Origin of the sequence: Paenibacillus sp. FSL R7-0163 (genome assembly GCF_037969975.1) — a bacterium.
GTDB lineage: Bacteria > Bacillota > Bacilli > Paenibacillales > Paenibacillaceae > Paenibacillus_AQ > Paenibacillus_AQ odorifer.
This window is the reverse complement of sequence record NZ_CP150224.1, coordinates 4,461,659-4,477,462: the sequence shown is the minus strand read 5'-3', so window position 1 is coordinate 4,477,462 and position 15,804 is coordinate 4,461,659. Positions and strand designations below refer to the sequence as shown.

At 43.8% G+C, this 15,804-nt stretch carries 16 protein-coding genes; 8 read left to right on the top strand and 8 right to left on the bottom strand.

Annotated elements, in window-relative coordinates:
• Positions 1–107 precede the first annotated feature (107 nt).
• Entirely contained in the window at positions 108–566 is a 459-nt protein-coding gene (locus NST45_RS19830; RefSeq protein ID WP_036675753.1) for an Lrp/AsnC family transcriptional regulator, read from the top strand.
• A 123-nt stretch (positions 567–689) separates the two neighbouring features.
• Here NST45_RS19830 and NST45_RS19825 read toward each other — a convergent pair whose 3' ends face one another.
• Positions 690–1,538 carry an AraC family transcriptional regulator gene (locus tag NST45_RS19825; protein ID WP_036675751.1) on the bottom strand — a complete coding sequence of 283 codons (849 nt, stop codon included), beginning with the start codon at positions 1,536–1,538 and terminating at the stop codon, positions 690–692.
• 269 nt (positions 1,539–1,807) lie between these two features.
• Between NST45_RS19825 and NST45_RS19820 the strand changes: the two genes are divergently transcribed.
• From NST45_RS19820 to NST45_RS19805, 4 genes are all read left to right on the top strand, one after another.
• Positions 1,808–3,187 carry a sugar ABC transporter substrate-binding protein gene (locus NST45_RS19820; protein ID WP_036675749.1) on the top strand — a complete coding sequence of 460 codons (1,380 nt, stop codon included), beginning with the start codon at positions 1,808–1,810 and terminating at the stop codon, positions 3,185–3,187.
• Between the two features lie 64 nt (positions 3,188–3,251).
• A complete protein-coding gene (locus NST45_RS19815) occupies positions 3,252–4,154 on the top strand; it encodes a sugar ABC transporter permease (RefSeq protein ID WP_036675748.1) in 903 nt (300 codons plus the stop codon).
• Between the two features lie 14 nt (positions 4,155–4,168).
• Positions 4,169–5,023 (top strand): carbohydrate ABC transporter permease, encoded by an 855-nt coding sequence (locus tag NST45_RS19810; protein WP_036675746.1) that lies wholly within the window; start codon positions 4,169–4,171, stop codon positions 5,021–5,023.
• A gap of 38 nt (positions 5,024–5,061) precedes the next feature.
• Positions 5,062–5,862, top strand: coding sequence for a histidinol-phosphatase HisJ family protein (locus NST45_RS19805; RefSeq protein WP_036675745.1), 801 nt, complete (start codon positions 5,062–5,064; stop codon positions 5,860–5,862).
• A gap of 6 nt (positions 5,863–5,868) precedes the next feature.
• Here the strand turns inward: NST45_RS19805 and NST45_RS19800 are convergent, their stop codons facing one another.
• The 6 genes from NST45_RS19800 to NST45_RS19775 form a co-directional block, all read right to left on the bottom strand.
• Positions 5,869–6,795 carry a HAMP domain-containing sensor histidine kinase gene (locus NST45_RS19800; RefSeq protein WP_249267682.1) on the bottom strand — a complete coding sequence of 309 codons (927 nt, stop codon included), beginning with the start codon at positions 6,793–6,795 and terminating at the stop codon, positions 5,869–5,871.
• A gap of 20 nt (positions 6,796–6,815) precedes the next feature.
• Positions 6,816–7,577, bottom strand: coding sequence for an ABC transporter permease (locus tag NST45_RS19795; RefSeq protein ID WP_076141190.1), 762 nt, complete (start codon positions 7,575–7,577; stop codon positions 6,816–6,818).
• The gene (locus tag NST45_RS19790; protein ID WP_076141191.1) at positions 7,570–8,493 is read right to left on the bottom strand and encodes an ABC transporter ATP-binding protein; all 924 of its coding nucleotides are present in this window, start codon (positions 8,491–8,493) and stop codon (positions 7,570–7,572) included. Before NST45_RS19790 ends, NST45_RS19795 begins: the two co-directional genes overlap by 8 nt.
• Before the next feature lie 82 nt (positions 8,494–8,575).
• Positions 8,576–9,268, bottom strand: a complete 693-nt coding sequence (locus NST45_RS19785; RefSeq protein WP_076141192.1) for a response regulator transcription factor — start codon at positions 9,266–9,268, stop codon at positions 8,576–8,578.
• Between the two features lie 209 nt (positions 9,269–9,477).
• Positions 9,478–12,063 carry an FAD-dependent oxidoreductase gene (locus NST45_RS19780; RefSeq protein WP_076141193.1) on the bottom strand — a complete coding sequence of 862 codons (2,586 nt, stop codon included), beginning with the start codon at positions 12,061–12,063 and terminating at the stop codon, positions 9,478–9,480.
• A 6-nt stretch (positions 12,064–12,069) separates the two neighbouring features.
• Positions 12,070–12,354 (bottom strand): metalloregulator ArsR/SmtB family transcription factor, encoded by a 285-nt coding sequence (locus tag NST45_RS19775; protein WP_036675735.1) that lies wholly within the window; start codon positions 12,352–12,354, stop codon positions 12,070–12,072.
• Positions 12,355–12,455: 101 nt separating this feature from the next.
• Between NST45_RS19775 and NST45_RS19770 the strand changes: the two genes are divergently transcribed.
• From NST45_RS19770 to NST45_RS19760, 3 genes are all read left to right on the top strand, one after another.
• A complete protein-coding gene (locus NST45_RS19770) occupies positions 12,456–12,776 on the top strand; it encodes a rhodanese-like domain-containing protein (RefSeq protein WP_076141194.1) in 321 nt (106 codons plus the stop codon).
• Between the two features lie 4 nt (positions 12,777–12,780).
• Positions 12,781–13,200 (top strand): rhodanese-like domain-containing protein, encoded by a 420-nt coding sequence (locus tag NST45_RS19765; protein WP_076141195.1) that lies wholly within the window; start codon positions 12,781–12,783, stop codon positions 13,198–13,200.
• A gap of 1,209 nt (positions 13,201–14,409) precedes the next feature.
• Entirely contained in the window at positions 14,410–15,087 is a 678-nt protein-coding gene (locus NST45_RS19760; RefSeq protein WP_036675732.1) for a winged helix-turn-helix domain-containing protein, read from the top strand.
• On the opposite strand, the gene NST45_RS19755 is transcribed toward NST45_RS19760, so the two are convergent.
• Entirely contained in the window at positions 15,061–15,801 is a 741-nt protein-coding gene (locus NST45_RS19755) for a hypothetical protein (protein WP_339192786.1), read from the bottom strand. The genes NST45_RS19760 and NST45_RS19755 overlap by 27 nt on opposite strands.
• Positions 15,802–15,804: the final 3 nt, after the last annotated feature.

Genomic DNA, 15,804 nt, shown 5'->3' with positions numbered 1-15,804 from the left:
AACGAGTTATCTTGATTACATAAGGCAACTAAGTTAAATTAGCCTTATAACGGTTAATTACAAGCTAGTTAATATAGAACACCTTAAATTTAAAGGAGGCGATTTTGATGGACCATGTTGATAAGCAAATTCTTTTCCATCTTCAAAATCAAGCAAGAATTTCTATGACAGAGCTGGGGAAATGTGTCGGTTTATCGCAACCTGCGGTTACGGAGAGAGTTAGGCGTATGGAGGAAAAAGGCATCATCAGCGAATATCGCACCATAATTTCTCCTGAAAAGATTGGGAAACATGCTGCTGCCTACATGTTATTTCATTCTAGGGATTGTAATGCATTCCTTGATTTCTGCCGCTCAAGTCCTGATGTCGTCGAATGTTACCGTATAAGTGGGGAACACAACTACTTATTGAAAGTAGTAACCGACTCTACACGAGCCCTAGAGGAGTTCGGAAATCAATGTGATAAATACGGTACCTACACGATTCTAATCGTGATGTCATCGCCAATCGATCATAAATTTCTTATACCATCGCTTGAAGAAGCAAGCCTAAACTTACTGAGTTAGATTTTAAACATAATCCGTTAGCCTGTCGCAACAAAAAAAGACTCTTCTATATAAATAGAGGAGTCTTTTTGGTGTGGATATTGTAATAAAAATGATTGCAGCTGCTCCTTTTTCGTAGATACATCATGGACTCTCTATTTTATAAGTCTGGCGGTATTTTAATGGAGAAAGCCCGGTGATTTCCTTAAATACCCGACCAAAGTGAGTCATATTATCAAATCCAACATTTTCAGCTATCTTGGCTACTTTAAAGGCAGTATTAATTAACAAGGCACGAGCTTCCTTTATCCGCACATTATTCAAATATTCTGTAAAGGTGAAGCCTGTACTATCACGAAAAGTTTTGCAGAAGTAGGAAGGACTGATATAGAATCTGTTGGCAATATCGCGTATGGAATGACGTTGGTCGTAATAACGGTTGAGATAGTCAACAATTTCAAATATTTTTTTGTTCACTACACTGATTTCTTCAGTGATTGCAGGAGGCATCGCTTCCTGGTGGCGATAAATATAAATAAGCAGCTCAAACATTAGTGTTTTTAGATAGAATTCATAGCCGGGAGGTTGCTTCGTAAATTCAGAGACCATTTTATTGAATAATTTCTCGATAAAGTTTTGTTCAGAACCATTAAATCGCAGCAGATGACAATCTCGTGTAAAAGTGGACAGCAAATCAAGCGTCTTATTGTTCGGAAACAGATCTTCGAGGAACTCGCGTTTAAATACAAGTGTTATTCGTTCAAAGGTCTCCCCACTCGAATTGACAAGCTTATGAATTTTATTGATGTCAATCAGCAATAGAGAACCCCCGACAACCTGATAAGCCTTATCCTCTATGAAATAGCAAATATCCCCCGAAACCATGTAAAAAACCTCATAACCGTTATGGTAATGTCGTGTAGGCATGCTGGATTGACTTTTTTTCTCTCGACTGATGTCGAATTTTTGTACTTCATAAAAATTGGTTTCCATTTGCTATCCCTCCCAATTCAGTTATATGTCAACTATATTAACAAGAATATATGCAGAAAAACAATATATTTAGTGAATATATGTGCTGAAAATCATATTTTTAGACGCTATGATGAAGTTGTTCCGAATGGTTTAGCAAAGGGGGTGTGAAGAGAAAATTAGAATGTTATCTAAATTATCGAATTGTGTAATCTATATGTAAACTTATGCTGAAATTAGAGATGCTTTGAACGATTTTAAACGAAAAATGAAAAAAGGTGGGACATAAAATGAAATCTCAATTCTTAAAAAAGAACCTTCTTTCTACATTTCTACCCGTTGCAGTTCTCGGAATGTCATTGTCGGCATGTGCCGGATCTGGTGATAAGGAATCTACTATCGACCCTTCAGGTGTGCAGAGTAATAAGGGAGAGACAGTAGAGATTAATTGGGTGATGGCTGCAGATCCGGATAAAAAAGCTTGGCAAGACGAGACGATCGCTTCGTTCGAAGCCACTCATCCTAATATTAAAGTTCATCTTGAGAATATTCCGTATGATCAGTTCGATCAGAAGTTGACCACTATGATCTCAAGCGGCAACGCTCCTGATGTGTGGAATCCGAACCAGGCGGACAGCGGTTTTGCTACTTATATGAAGATGGGTGCCCTGAAGGACTTAACGCCTTACATTGAAAAAGGGGCTCCAGAGCTGGATACGATGGATAAGGATTTGCTGGATGTATATAAAATTGATGATAAATTTTTCGGAATTCCGCTTGTCAGCAATGCGACGTATCTGTTTTACAATAAGGATTTATTCGATCAGCAGGGTATTCCTTATCCAACAACGGACTGGGATGACACTTCATGGAACTACGATAAAATGTTAGAAATTGCTCAAAAGCTTTCTCATGATGTAGGTAATGTACGCAAGCAGGTATTCGGATTTGCAAGCGGCCTTAGTCCGAATGCTATGGCTTGGTCATTTGGCGGTGATTTTTTTAAGCCAGAAGCGTATACCTCAGGGGTTATGGGGGAGCCGGATCTACTTAATGACAAAAATATTGAAGCGTTACAATTTAACCTCGATTTAATTAACAAGTATAAGGTTGCACCGGACCAACAGACTGTGTCTGCCGCGGCTCAGCTTGGAGATGTGTTCATGACGGGGAAAGTTGCCATGTACATTAATGGAGGTTGGGGATTGGGTTCTTATGAAAAAGCGGACTTTCGCTGGGGTGTCGCAGCTGTTCCCTACCATGATGGCCGCAAAGTGACACTTTTTGTGGACCCATGGAGCATCTCAAACTCAAGTAAACATCCGGATGAAGCCTGGGAATTTGTCAGATATCTGGCCGATCCCAAAACCGATGGAGGCGCCTATCGCTATATGAATGATGTCGGTAGAACGCCAGCGGACAGCAGCTTGTTTGAACTGTGGTACGAAAAAATATCCTCGCAGATTGGGATGGATAAAGCGGAATTCAAACAAGTCCATGAGGGTGCTATTAAGTATGGACGTGAAGCTGAAAATCATCTGATCGTAAAGTTCAATACGATTCTAGAAACCATGAACCAGACCATGTCTTCTGTATGGAATGGAAGTAAAGATTTGAAAGATGGACTGAAGGAAGTGGATCAGAACCTCCGTTCACTCAAACTGGATTAACTAGAACTGGAAGGATAAGCGGCCGCTAATCGCAGACTAGCCGGCCGCGTAAGGAGGATGATTCATGAAGCGAATGGCAACTGAGAGTAAGCGGGAGGAACGCGCCTTCTGGATGTTTATTATGCCGTGGTTTATCGGTTTCATATTGTTTACTGGCGGACCGATCATCGTGTCGCTGATGTTAAGTTTCTCCGAATACAATGTAATTTCGTCTCCTGAATTTATAGGGTTTGATAATTTCAGGCTGTTATTTCAGGATAGGCTGTTCTACAAATCGTTATCTGTCACCATCTATTATTCCTTATTGTCCGTACCCTTTACCATTGTATCTTCGTTGGTGATTGCCCTGCTGCTGAATCAGAAGGTTCGAGGACAGTCATTACTTCGTACGCTGTATTATGCGCCAAGTGTTATTTCCGGGGTGGCGGTGTCTTTCCTGTGGTCTTGGCTGCTTAACCCGACCTTCGGGGTAGTCAATTCCTTACTCTATGACTGGTTTGGTGTGGAAGGTCCAGGCTGGTTCACGAGCCCGGGGACGGTCGTCCCATCTATGGTTCTGATGCAGTTAACGGCGTCAGGTTCAACCATGGTGATATTCCTAGCTTCCTTGCAATCTCTTCCGAGTGATCTATATGAAGCGGCGTCAATTGAAGGAGCAGGTGTGTGGAAAAAGTTCTACAAAATTACACTTCCGCTCATTTCGCCGGTGGTTTTGTTCAATACGATTATTGCAATGATCGCTTCCCTGCAAGTATTTACTGAATCCTACGTCATTACGAAAGGCGGACCGGACTGGAGTTCATATTTCTATGTATACTACTTGTTTGATACAGCCTTTAAACAATTTCGGATGGGTTATGCCTCTGCTCAGGCCTGGATTCTATTTATCATCCTTTTTACACTGACTCTTGTATTCATGTGGAGTTCGAAGCGGTTTGTCCACTATGAATATGACTCTAAAAGATAGGAGGGATTCACATCATGAGACAGCGAAGTTTTTTACACGGCAAGCTGAAGCCCATTCAGAAGATACTGTTATATCTAATCCTTTATGGCGGCGTTATTCTTTTCGCATTCCCGTTATTCTGGATGTTGGTCACCTCGCTAAAAACCATGGGCGACATTCATAAAGTCCCGATGATATGGCTGCCATCCTCTATTCAATGGAGTAATTATAAGCAAATTTTCATAGATGCTCCAATGGGGCGATATTTATTGAATTCGGTAGGCTACACATGTATCTCAGTATTTGGGACTGTGCTTGCCTCCTCTATGGCTGCGTTTGCGTTCGCTCGTCTTCGTGCCCGTGGAAATATGCTTCTGTTTGTGCTTGTACTCAGCACAATGATGATCCCGTCACAAGTGACTTTGATTCCTCAATATTTGTTATTTAATCAAATTCATTGGACAAATTCTTATTTGCCGCTTATCGTTCCGGCATTTACAGGCAGTGCATTTGTTATCTTTTTGCTACGCCAATTCTATCTTGGGATCTCTAGGGAAATGGATGAGGCAGTTAAGATAGATGGTGGAGGACATCTGGTCATGTATTGGAGAATTCTCCTGCCCTTGTCGGCACCGGCGCTCGCTACATCGGCTGTTCTAGAAATCATGTCCCGTTGGAATGATTTATTTGGTCCACTTATTTATTTAAGTGAAAGCAGTCAATATCCTCTTTCACTAGGATTAGCAAATTTCACAGCCGCATATGGACAAACACCATGGAATCTGTTGATGGCAGCATCTGTGGTAACCGTCTTTCCGTTGCTGTTATTGTTCTTTTTTGCTCAAAAAGTATTTATTCAAGGAATTGTTATTTCTGGATCGAAAGGTTAACGCGAATCATAAAAAAGTTTATTACCTGGAGGGAACTTATGAAGTTTGATTATCATACACATCATAATCGTTGCGGGCACGCAACAGGAACAGTAAGAGATTATGTAATTGCAGCCATTGAAAAGGGATTACAGGTTATTGGAATCTCAGATCATACTCCTGCATTTGCGCTGGAGGAAGACCTGCCCTGGCCCGGAGGAGCTATGGCGAAGAGTGAATTTCCTGCATACGTGGATGAGGTTCTAGCTTTAAAAAAAGAATTTGCGGGACAGATTGATGTAATGCTGGGGATTGAAGCGGACTTTTTGCCTGATTCCCTGGATATATATCGTAGTGTCATCGCCAGTTATCCCTTTGATTATGTGATTGGTTCGATTCATAATTTCGGCGGAATCAGCATTTACGATGGAGAATACTGGGACGGATTGGATCAGGCGGGGAAACTTGCGACCAAAAATCTGTATTATGATTATGTCTCTCAATCGGCTAAAAGTGGCTTATACGACATACTAGGCCATGTGGATGCTTTAAAGCGGTATTTTCCCGGTTATTCCGGCTTGTGGACAGAAGCGCTGGATTTCACCCTGCAAACCGTTGCAGCAAGTGACGTAGTTCTCGAAATTAATACTTCTGACGATAACTGTGTCCCAGATACGGCTTTTCTAGAAAGAGCTCTGTTTCATGGTGTGAAGGTCACGATTGGATCAGATGCACATGAACCCGAACGGGTGGGAGATCAGTTCGAAGAAGTCCGGAAAAACCTGCAGGCCATTGGCTATCGGGAATGGGCTACATTCCATAAACGGGTTAGAACAATGGTTAGTCTAGACCAAATATAAAATGAATTAAGTAGCCAAGCTAATGCCGGCATCACCTAGTTTCCAACGGCAGGTCATTATCAGCTGATCATCCTCCAGTTCGGCTGTCAGCGTGCCACCCATTTTATTCATTAGACTTTTGGCGATGGAGAGACCCAGCCCGGAAGCTTGAGAAGATCGGGTACGGTCTGCGGTATAGAATCGGTCAAATAAGAGGTTAATATCGCTTCCGACTAGTTCCTTCGCATCGTTTACTATTGTTAAGTCAGCTGTTTCCTGCTGTCGTTCGAAATGGATTTCTACATACCCAGTCGCATGTTTGACCGTATTGACAAGTAAATTTTCGACAACTCTCCGCACAGCGGATTCATCGGCGTATACGGATACATTTTCCTCAGGTAGCCGTATATCCGGTGTAATATTGCGTTCGTTGAAAGAATCGTAAAATCCGACCAGTATTTCCGAGAGTAGAGCCCTCATCCCAAGCTTTTCCGTATGTAGAGGATAATCTAGCGATTCGATCAAGGAAAGCTCAAAAAAATCATTCAGCAGCGCCTGCAGCCGTTTCGTCCGATTTTTAACGATGGCAACATATTCAAGCTTTTCATCAGGGGTAATTGACTCATCCTCCAACAGTTGAATATAACCGAAGATGGAGGTGAGGGGTGTACGGATATCATGTGAAATATTCGCCACAGCCTGACGGAATTCTTGTTCGACACGTTTTCGCTGGGCTTCCGCTTCGACGATTAAATCAGATTGACGATTGATTTGTCCCGCAAGCGCCTCAAGCTTCTGGTCGAATAGAGCCACATCAATTTTTTTACCGGATGCTCGCTCGTTGTAGGTATGCAATTGCTCTGTTATCCGCCCTAGTTCTCGCCTTAACATTAAGAAACGGAAAAGCAGGAGAGCTCCTGCCGCAAACAATATGATTGTCAGAATAAGCAACACTCTCCTGCACCCCCCATTTGTTATTTGATCTCTTTTCGGTGGAATACGAGAATACCGAGTACCCCGGAAACGGCTATTGTCAACAACGGCACGAGTAGAAGCGCTGGCCAATCTCCGCTGTCGATACTGGGCTTACCGATATCGCTCACCCGTTTGAAGATGGAATAATCGTACAAATTACTAAAGAAAGAGATCTTCGAACCTATACTAGCCAAAACCGTATCGATCATAAGGAAGAAAATCATTGAGAAGCCGATAGTTTTGCCGCTGTCGGTTAGGATTACGGTGAACAGCGCCCCGATGGCTGCGTAACCAGCCGTGTACAATAACGTTAGCCCGAGAGCTCGCGGTATGAAAAGTGTAGTGCTTCCTTCCGGCAGATGACCGAAGCCCGAAAGCAGCGTGACTTCGACTGTGCTGACAATAGGAAAGACGAGCGAAATCGCCATGGCTCCAACTGCGAATACGATTAGTTTTGCTGCGAACAGCCGCCCTCTGGTGTTGCCCGAAGATGCGATCGTCTTCATGACTCCTGTGGAATATTCGTTAGAGATAAAGAATCCAGCCAGAATGGCTACGCCGAATTTAATAATGTAGGCATTGCTTGAAATAAAGGTAGTCAGAAATTCAGCGCCGGTGATCTGAGGTTCCCCATTGGACCGATGATCAAAATAATATAGCAATGGGTAAGCAAGCGAGAGAACGGAAAGTGCCAATAGAAAAGTCCAAAATGATCTATTCTTACGGAGCTTGAAAAACTCCACTCTGATCAGATTATACATTTAGGTTCCCCCCAATCCGCTTTGTAAAATAACTTTCCAAGTCTTCACCCATAGGCATAAACTTCTCGATCTCGAGGCCGGCATTGAATAAAGCTGTTGATACTTTGCCTGGCTGCTCAATACGGCTATACAACTTGATGGTTCCATCCTGCATCACTTCGAAATCGGCCGTACCCAGCTCGTTCTGAATGACGGCTGTTGCCTTGCCCGGATCATCCACTTTGATAAATAAATACTGCTGACATTTCTCGTTTAATTCCTCCGCAGTGAGTTGTTCAAGCAACTGACCGTGATGAATAATGCCATAATGACTTGCCATTAAATGCAGCTCACTTAGAATATGACTTGAGATCATTATCGTAATGCCTAGCTCACGGTTTAGTCGCTTGAGCAGTTCGCGCATTTCGACGACACCCATCGGATCCAACCCATTAGTTGGCTCGTCCAGAATCAGAAATTCGGGATCTCCCAGTAAGGCGATGGCAAGACCTAACCGCTGCTTCATTCCAAGTGAGAAATTTTTGGCTTTCTTCTTTCCGGCGCCCTGCAGTCCAACTTGCTCTAGCATTCTAGGAACACAATCTTTGCCGGGAATACCACGTAGAATCCGGTTTGCTTCTAAATTTTCACTCGCAGTCATATGGGGGAATAAAGCGGGACTCTCGATAATCGAGCCGATTCGCTTACGAGCCTGGATCAGGGCTTGCTCTTCACTGGCTCCGAACAGCTCGATCGTCCCCTGAGTCGGAAAAGCAAGTCCGGTCACAATCCGGATTAATGTTGATTTTCCGGCTCCATTTTGTCCAATAAAACCATAAATAGAGCCTTTACGGATTGACAAATTGACTTTGTCCAGCGCTGTATGGCCCTTGAACTTTTTGGATAGCTGATTTGTTTTTAATACATACTCGTACATCTCGTCTTGGCCTCCTTTTCGTGATAGACCAAGTATAGAATTGAAAACATAAGAAGAGCTAAAGCCAAATCTTAAGAATGTCTTAAGGCTTGAGCCGATAACCTATGCCCCATACCGTCTCGATAAATTCGCTTCCTGGTGCGGCCTTGGTTAGCTTGCTGCGCAAATTGCTCATATGGACATTGACCGTATTGTCGTCCCCGAAATATGGCTCGTGCCAGACTCTTTCATACAAATTCGCTTTCGTAAACACCTTTTTGGGGGCTGACAAAAGTAACGAGAGAATTTCAAACTCTAGAGCTGTGAGCGTCAGTTCCACACCATTTGCCGTAACCGACATCGCATCTCGATGAAGTACAAGGCCCTGATGCTGGAGCACGTTAGGCAAAGCCGATTGCGCAATCCGCGAATACAAACGTAGATGAGAATCGATCCGTGCAGAGACTTCTTCAACATCGAAGGGTTTTGTAATGAAATCATCCGCCCCCGCCCGTAGGGCAGACACCTTGGTCTGGGGCTCACCCTTGGCGGAAATGATAATTACCGACATATCGTCCCGCCCGGCAATCCTCTCAAGTAGTTCCTCTCCCGACATGCCAGGCAGCATCAGATCCAGTAGCAGCATGCTCCATTGACGTTGCTCCAGATAGAGAAGTGCCTCCGTTCCCGAGTAAGCGGGTTGGGGAATGTAGCCGCTTTTCTTAATAATGCTGCACAGCAATCGGTTGATGTCGCTGTCGTCCTCAGCAACAAGAATATGTATCGGGTTATTCATTTAATCTCCTTTTTCCACCTAAAATAGGTCGTTGTTCGGATGAATGCCTATTAAATAGGATAGCAGGTTTTAGATTCTGTATCCAGATCCAGCCAATTTCTGCATTTTGGTTATTCAAATCTATATCACCGATTCTCGTGAGTTCATTTTTATATAAGAAAGAGACTCTTCTATTTAAATAGAGGAGTCCCTTTGCGATGTTAAGGTATTTAGATAAATAGATTATGACCCGACTGATCGGCTTGGCCGAGGTAATAACCAACGCCGCCGATTCCGACACCGTCAATCAGTTCTTCACGAGTGATGCCCATAAGATCCATGGACATTTGGCAGGCGACGATTTCCACACCTTGGTCGATAGCCATCTGAATCAATTCTTCCAAGGAAGAGATATTTTTGCTCTTCATTAGAGAGCGGATCATCTTCGAACCCATGCCCATCATGTTCATATTTGAAAGCGTCAGCTTCCGGCTGCCGCGTGGCATCATGGCACCGAACATTTTACCGATGAAGTTCTTGTTCACATGCACCTTCTCATCCTTGCGGATAATATTGAGGCCCCAGAAGGTAAAGAACATCGTGACTTTTTTGCCGCTGGATGCTGCTCCGTTGGCAATGATGAAGGAAGCGATCGCTTTATCCAAATCCCCGCTAAAAACAACCATTGTGCTTGCGTTGCTAGTTTGAATTACTTGTTCGCCTGCTCCGGTTGGTGCTGATGCTGAAGCCTCGATAACTCCTTTGCGCAGATAAGCTTCGATCATACCAGTAGGCAGCTTTGTTAGCTGCAAAAGCGTATGGTTGGACATACGAGCCCAAGCCTTGATATCCTCATAAAATCCGGGATCGGAAGCAGTTACCTTCAGGACTTGGCCGTCCAAGAGCGGGTCCATGCTCATTTTAACTTGGATCAGCGGCCCTGGGCAGCACAGTCCGCAGGCATCAAGCACGGAATCAGGTGCTAGTTCCGTTTCTATTTTGGATGAAGGGGCACCTATTGTGCTGGAGTTAGCAGTGAAAGCTGTAGCATTGACGGTTGGTGTAACTGTGCCAGTCCCAGTCTCAGGCTCCGTCATTGCTCCCGTTGCTGCGATTTCTTTAATGGCTACGGCTGTATCAACGTTTGGCGTCAAGTTATCTTTTTTTTTAGGCGTAAATTGGCTCATCTGATAGGTTTTATAACCGCCGGTCAGATTCTTCACACGGTAACCTTTTTGCTGCAAAATCCGGGAAGCGGTGTAGCCTCTGAGTCCAACTTGGCAATACACCCAAATTTCTTTACTAGGGTCAAGCTCGTTTAGCCGACCACGCAGATCATCCACAGGGATATTAATGGACCCTTCAATATGACCGTTGGCATGTTCGATTTCCGAACGTACGTCAACTAAAATGGTGTTGTTTTTGTCACGACCCTCTAAATCCTTAGGGACGAATACCGTAGTCAAACCTTGCAAAATATTTTCAGCGGCAAAGCCGGCCATGTTCACCGGATCTTTTGCGGAAGAATAAGGAGGGGCATAAGATAGCTCCAACTCCGTCAAATCAGTGACCGTACCTCTAAAACGAATAACTGTAGCGATATCGTCGATACGTTTATCTACACCGCTGTAACCCACAGCTTGTGCTCCTAGCACCGTACCTTTTGGATCAAAAATCAGCTTCATAGATATCGGAGTTGCCCCCGGATAATAGGTTGCGTGTGAGCTTGGATGTATATAAATCACGTGATACGGCAGACCCAAACGTTGTAGTGTTTTTTCGTTATTTCCAGTAGAAGCACCTGTGACTCCAAAAACCTTAATAATAGAAGTCCCTTGTGATCCTTTGTAAGTTGTGCCGAGACCACTGACGTTGTCCGCAGCAATGCGCCCTTGCTTATTGGCAGGACCAGCTAGTGGAATGGCAGTTTTTGTTCCGTTTACGAAATCAACCACCTCAACCGCGTCACCTACAGCGTACACTTGATCCAGATTTGTCTCCATCCGCTCATTGACTACAATATGGCCACGGGGACCGAATTCTAAGCCACTGTCCTTCAGGAAAGAGGTATCCGGAGAAACGCCGATAGCCAGCAGAACCATATCACTTTGCAGTACAGTGCCACTTGCTAATTGCACCTGTATTTGTTCTCCCACCTCAGCAAACCCTTGGACCATATCGGAAAAAATAAGATTAACACCATGCTCGTCAAGTTCTTTTGCCAAAATAGAAGACATTTCAGTATCGAATGGAGCTAATATTTGTGGTCCTGCTTCAATTAAGGAAACTTCCAGACCAGCTTCTCTAAGGTTCTCAGCCATTTCCACACCGATAAATCCACCACCGATCACCACGGCCGAACGTGTGCCTTCCGCAGCGACTTTAGCTTTGACTTTGTCAGTGTCGGGAATGTTACGCAACATGTGTATTTTGGAACTCTCGATACCAGGCAAATTCGGACGAATCGGTTTAGCACCTGGCGATAAAATAAGCGCATCATAACTCTCTTCATAGGAGCCTTTTTCTATACTTTCTACTCGCACTTTTTTGTTCACGGGGTCGATAGACACTACTTCACTTTGAATTCGAACATCGATGTTAAAACGTTTATGCATCGCCTCCGGTGTCTGCACTAGCAGCTTGGAGCGGTCCTGAATGGAACCCCCGATATAATAAGGAAGTCCGCAATTGGCAAAAGAAATGTACGGATCACGCTCAAACATTACAATATGCACATCTTCATCTAATCTCCGAAGTCGGGCTGCTGCTGATGCGCCTCCTGCAACTCCACCAACAATCAATACTTTTTTACTCATGATGACTTATTCCTCCCCTAAAAATAACTGAATCAGATGTTTGATTTTTTCGTCTTTAACAGAATAGTTAATTTCTAGCCCATTACGTTCGGTTTCAACGATGCCTAGTGATCTAAGCTTCTGTAAATGCTGGGACACCGTAGATTGGGGAAGGTCGAGACAGTCCTGCATGAAGCTCACGTTGCAGCTGCCCTTTTCCAGAAGTCCTTTGATGATGCATAAGCGCACGGGATGAGCTATAGCCTTTAAGGTTTCGGCGGTTTGGTTATAAGCTTTAAAATTTTTGTCCATGGTAACGAACACCTCGCTTTACAATATCCTTATATCGTAATATTATGATATAGTGATATGGAAATCAAGTTATTTTTATAAAGGTGAAGGAGAGATGCTCGATGTCTTTTAAAATTTCAAAGGAAATTACCCCACAGCAAGTTGCGGAACGCTTGAAGAATGGCGAGACTCCTACCATGTTGGATATACGCGAACCAGCCGAATGGGTGGAGGGACATGTAATGGGTGCTAAGCATATTCCGCTTGGACAGCTATTGATGCGCATAGATGAACTGGATCCTCATGGAGAGATAATTGTGATGTGCTTAAGTGGTGGCCGTAGTGGACTGGCTTGTGAGCTGCTGAGTGAAAAGGGGTATAACGTTGTGAACATGACGGGTGGATTAGGCGCTTGGACGGATGATTTTTTGGTACGGGAGTAATGGCATGAGCATGATGGTACGGATCCTACTGAGTATCGTAATAGTCTTTAGTATTTTGAGGTTTTTACGTTATGCATGGCCTGTTCGTTCACTTACTTATATAGAAGTCCGTGAGGTTCGCGAATTAGCGGATCAATCATTGGCTATGAAAATGCTCGATGTCAGGGATGCCGTTGATTACCAGAAGGACAGTATCCGTGGTTCGATAAATATATCGCTGGGGCGGTTACCCTATGTCTGGCAGCACTGTCTATCTCCAGGCGATTCAATATTAATTCTTGCAGGAAGTTACTACAAAAGAAATAAAGCTGCGCGAATTCTTTATAAGCAGGGATTTCGTAAGTTATATGCGGTAAACGGTGATTTGTTAGGGAACAAAAGAACGCTCTCCGACATTTCTGTGAAAGGTTGTTGTGAAGGATAATGGATTTATGATCATTGATTTCCCGTCTCGGATTGAAGCTAGGGTGTCGAAGTCAGGGTGTCGTTGGAATGATCTCTTATGATGCCTATGGGTGAGGCGCTCGGCATGCACATTTGCTAGGTGAGGGAGAGCAGCGAAGAGGAGCAATATGTCACTCTAGTTGAGCCGCTATATTAATGGTGCTAAGTTGTGATGTTGTGGCTAGGTCGCTATATTAATGATGCTAAGCCGCGATGTTGTGGTAGGTCGCAATATTAATGTTGCTAAGTCGCAATGTTGTAGGTAGGTTGCTACATTAATGTTGCTAAGTCGCGATGTTGTGGCTAGGCCGCTAAGTCAATGTTGCTAAGTCGCGATGTTGTGGCTAGATCGCTAAATCAATGTAGCCAAGTCGATGTTGTAGCTAGGTCGCTAAATCAATGTAGTTAAGTCGATGTTGTAGCTAGGGCGCTAAGTGATGTAACTAAGACGCAATCCAGCCAGCCTCACTCGAACTCAGTTTTAATTGCATTTTGTGCAGCTAAACTTCAGTAGTTTTAGGAAAAGTAACAATTAACTGCACTTTGTACATCTAAATTTGATCATTTACGCGTAACTACCTTATATCTCCTTTTTTAGTTGTAGAAAGTACAACTAAATGGACTTTTAGGGGGATAAGGGTTAAATAGTTGCATGAAATACAATTAAATAGAAAAATCACAGGTCGATAGCCAGTGAATAGTAGAGAATGGGAGACGATTTTAGACAATTTCAAAAAGGTAGGTCGAATAATATTATTCTAGGGGAACTTAGTCAAACCGAGATTACTTTAACTGAACCTACTATACAAAACATACTATATTGAGCTAAGTCTAGTCGTCTAACTCAAAAGTAGTTTACTTAACCGAGATTGCTCTTGCTGAGCTAATACTAACTGAACTGTAGTGATCTAACTGTAGCTAAATTTAGCTGAACTCACTGTAGTGATCCAATTCTAGCTGAACTCACTGTAGTGATCTAACTGTAGCTGAAATTACTTTAATGCAACATACTCTAACCAATGTGATTTTTTAATAGGCAAGTATATTTAGCTCGATGCTAACGTTGAATGTAGAGTGTCATTGACAGCATAAGAAGGCGAATACTATACTTTTGAGTAATAGGACGAAGCACGTCCCGCATCCATAATTGGGTGCGGGATTTTTTTATGCCAAGGAGGAGGGGAACGTTATGGGATTTACGGAAGAACATCGTAAGTGGGTGGAAGATCATATTAGTCGAAGAACGGGAGAAAGACGGGGGAGATTGGAGCGGGGACATGGGCATGGTGAGCGAATGTTTGCGGAGAAGGTTTGGTGGCCGATGATGGGTCATTTTGATGATCTCCATCCTGAATATGAAGTGTTGGATTGGCGGGGATGGCCTTATTTTGTTGATTTTGCGTGGAAGCCTGGGCAGGTTAAGTTTGCTTTTGAGGTAAAAGGTTACGGCCCACATGTGCAAAACACAGATCGGACGCGTTATCGGCAGGAATTGAATCGAGAGACTTATCTACAAATCGCGGGTTATCGGGTAGTGGCGATACCATATGATGATCTGGAAGCCAATCCTGAGAATACTATTTTTTTGTTGAGATCATTGCTGATGCCGTACCTCGCTTTGAGGACAGAAGAGAAGGAGGCGTTTAGTCGACTGGAGCGTGATATTTTGCAAATTGCGGTGCGTTCGAACGGGGACATTCGGCCTGTTGATTTGGTGAGGGAGCTTGGCATTGATCTGCGTACAGTTAGGAAATGTATGAGGTCGCTTTGTGAGAAAGGTAAGTTTAAGCCGATAGTTTCCCAGGTGAGTGGGAGGGTTTGTCGCTATGAATATGTACATTCACTTAACGATATTCAGCTGTGGTGAATAAACGGTATAAATCCCGTAGATTGTGGGCGTGGAGCGAGAAGTGAGCAAATGAACGGTATAAATCCCGTAGATTGCGGAGATGGAGCGAGAAGTGAGCAAATAAACGGTATAAATCCCGTAGATTGTGGGCGTGGAGCGAGAAGTGAGCAAATAAACGGTATAAATCCCGTAGATTGTGGGCGTGGAGCGGGAATTGGGCAAATGAACGGTATAAATCCCGTAGATTGCGGAGATGGAGCGGGAATTGGGCAAATGAACGGTATAAATCCCGTAGATTGTGGGCGTGGAGCGAGAAGTGAGCAAATGAACGGTATAAATCCCGTAGATTGTAGCTGTGCAGCGGAAATCGAGCAAATGAACGGTATAAATCCCGTAGATTGTGTGCGTGCAGCGAGAATAGGGCAAATGTACGGTAGAAATCCCGCAGATTGGAGGCGTGGCGCGAGAATAGGGCAAATAAACGGTATAAATCCCGTAGATTGTGGGCGTGCAGCGAGAATAGGGCAAATAAACGGTATAAATCCCGTAGATTGTGGGCGTACAGCGGGAAGTGGGCAAATGAACGGTATAAATCCCGTAGATTGTGGGCGTGGAGCGAGAAGTGAGCAAATGAACGGTATAAATCCCGTAGATTGTGGGCGTGGAGTGGGAAGTGAGCAAATAAACGGTATAAATCCCGTAGATTGTGGAGATGGAGCGAATAACGAGCAAACC

Bases quoted from the DNA above. Each gene is read 5' to 3' on its own strand.
- NST45_RS19815 (WP_036675748.1), top strand. From the start codon at position 3,252: ATGAAGCGAATGGCAACTGAGAGTAAGCGGGAGGAACGCGCCTTCTGG.
- NST45_RS19760 (WP_036675732.1), top strand. From the start codon at position 14,410: ATGGGATTTACGGAAGAACATCGTAAGTGGGTGGAAGATCATATTAGT.
- NST45_RS19830 (WP_036675753.1), top strand. From the start codon at position 108: ATGGACCATGTTGATAAGCAAATTCTTTTCCATCTTCAAAATCAAGCA.
- NST45_RS19825 (WP_036675751.1), bottom strand. From the start codon at position 1,538: ATGGAAACCAATTTTTATGAAGTACAAAAATTCGACATCAGTCGAGAG.
- NST45_RS19820 (WP_036675749.1), top strand. From the start codon at position 1,808: ATGAAATCTCAATTCTTAAAAAAGAACCTTCTTTCTACATTTCTACCC.
- NST45_RS19765 (WP_076141195.1), top strand. From the start codon at position 12,781: ATGAGCATGATGGTACGGATCCTACTGAGTATCGTAATAGTCTTTAGT.
- NST45_RS19790 (WP_076141191.1), bottom strand. From the start codon at position 8,493: ATGTACGAGTATGTATTAAAAACAAATCAGCTATCCAAAAAGTTCAAG.
- NST45_RS19780 (WP_076141193.1), bottom strand. From the start codon at position 12,063: ATGAGTAAAAAAGTATTGATTGTTGGTGGAGTTGCAGGAGGCGCATCA.
- NST45_RS19810 (WP_036675746.1), top strand. From the start codon at position 4,169: ATGAGACAGCGAAGTTTTTTACACGGCAAGCTGAAGCCCATTCAGAAG.
- NST45_RS19775 (WP_036675735.1), bottom strand. From the start codon at position 12,354: ATGGACAAAAATTTTAAAGCTTATAACCAAACCGCCGAAACCTTAAAG.
- NST45_RS19805 (WP_036675745.1), top strand. From the start codon at position 5,062: ATGAAGTTTGATTATCATACACATCATAATCGTTGCGGGCACGCAACA.
- NST45_RS19795 (WP_076141190.1), bottom strand. From the start codon at position 7,577: ATGTATAATCTGATCAGAGTGGAGTTTTTCAAGCTCCGTAAGAATAGA.
- NST45_RS19785 (WP_076141192.1), bottom strand. From the start codon at position 9,268: ATGAATAACCCGATACATATTCTTGTTGCTGAGGACGACAGCGACATC.
- NST45_RS19770 (WP_076141194.1), top strand. From the start codon at position 12,456: ATGTCTTTTAAAATTTCAAAGGAAATTACCCCACAGCAAGTTGCGGAA.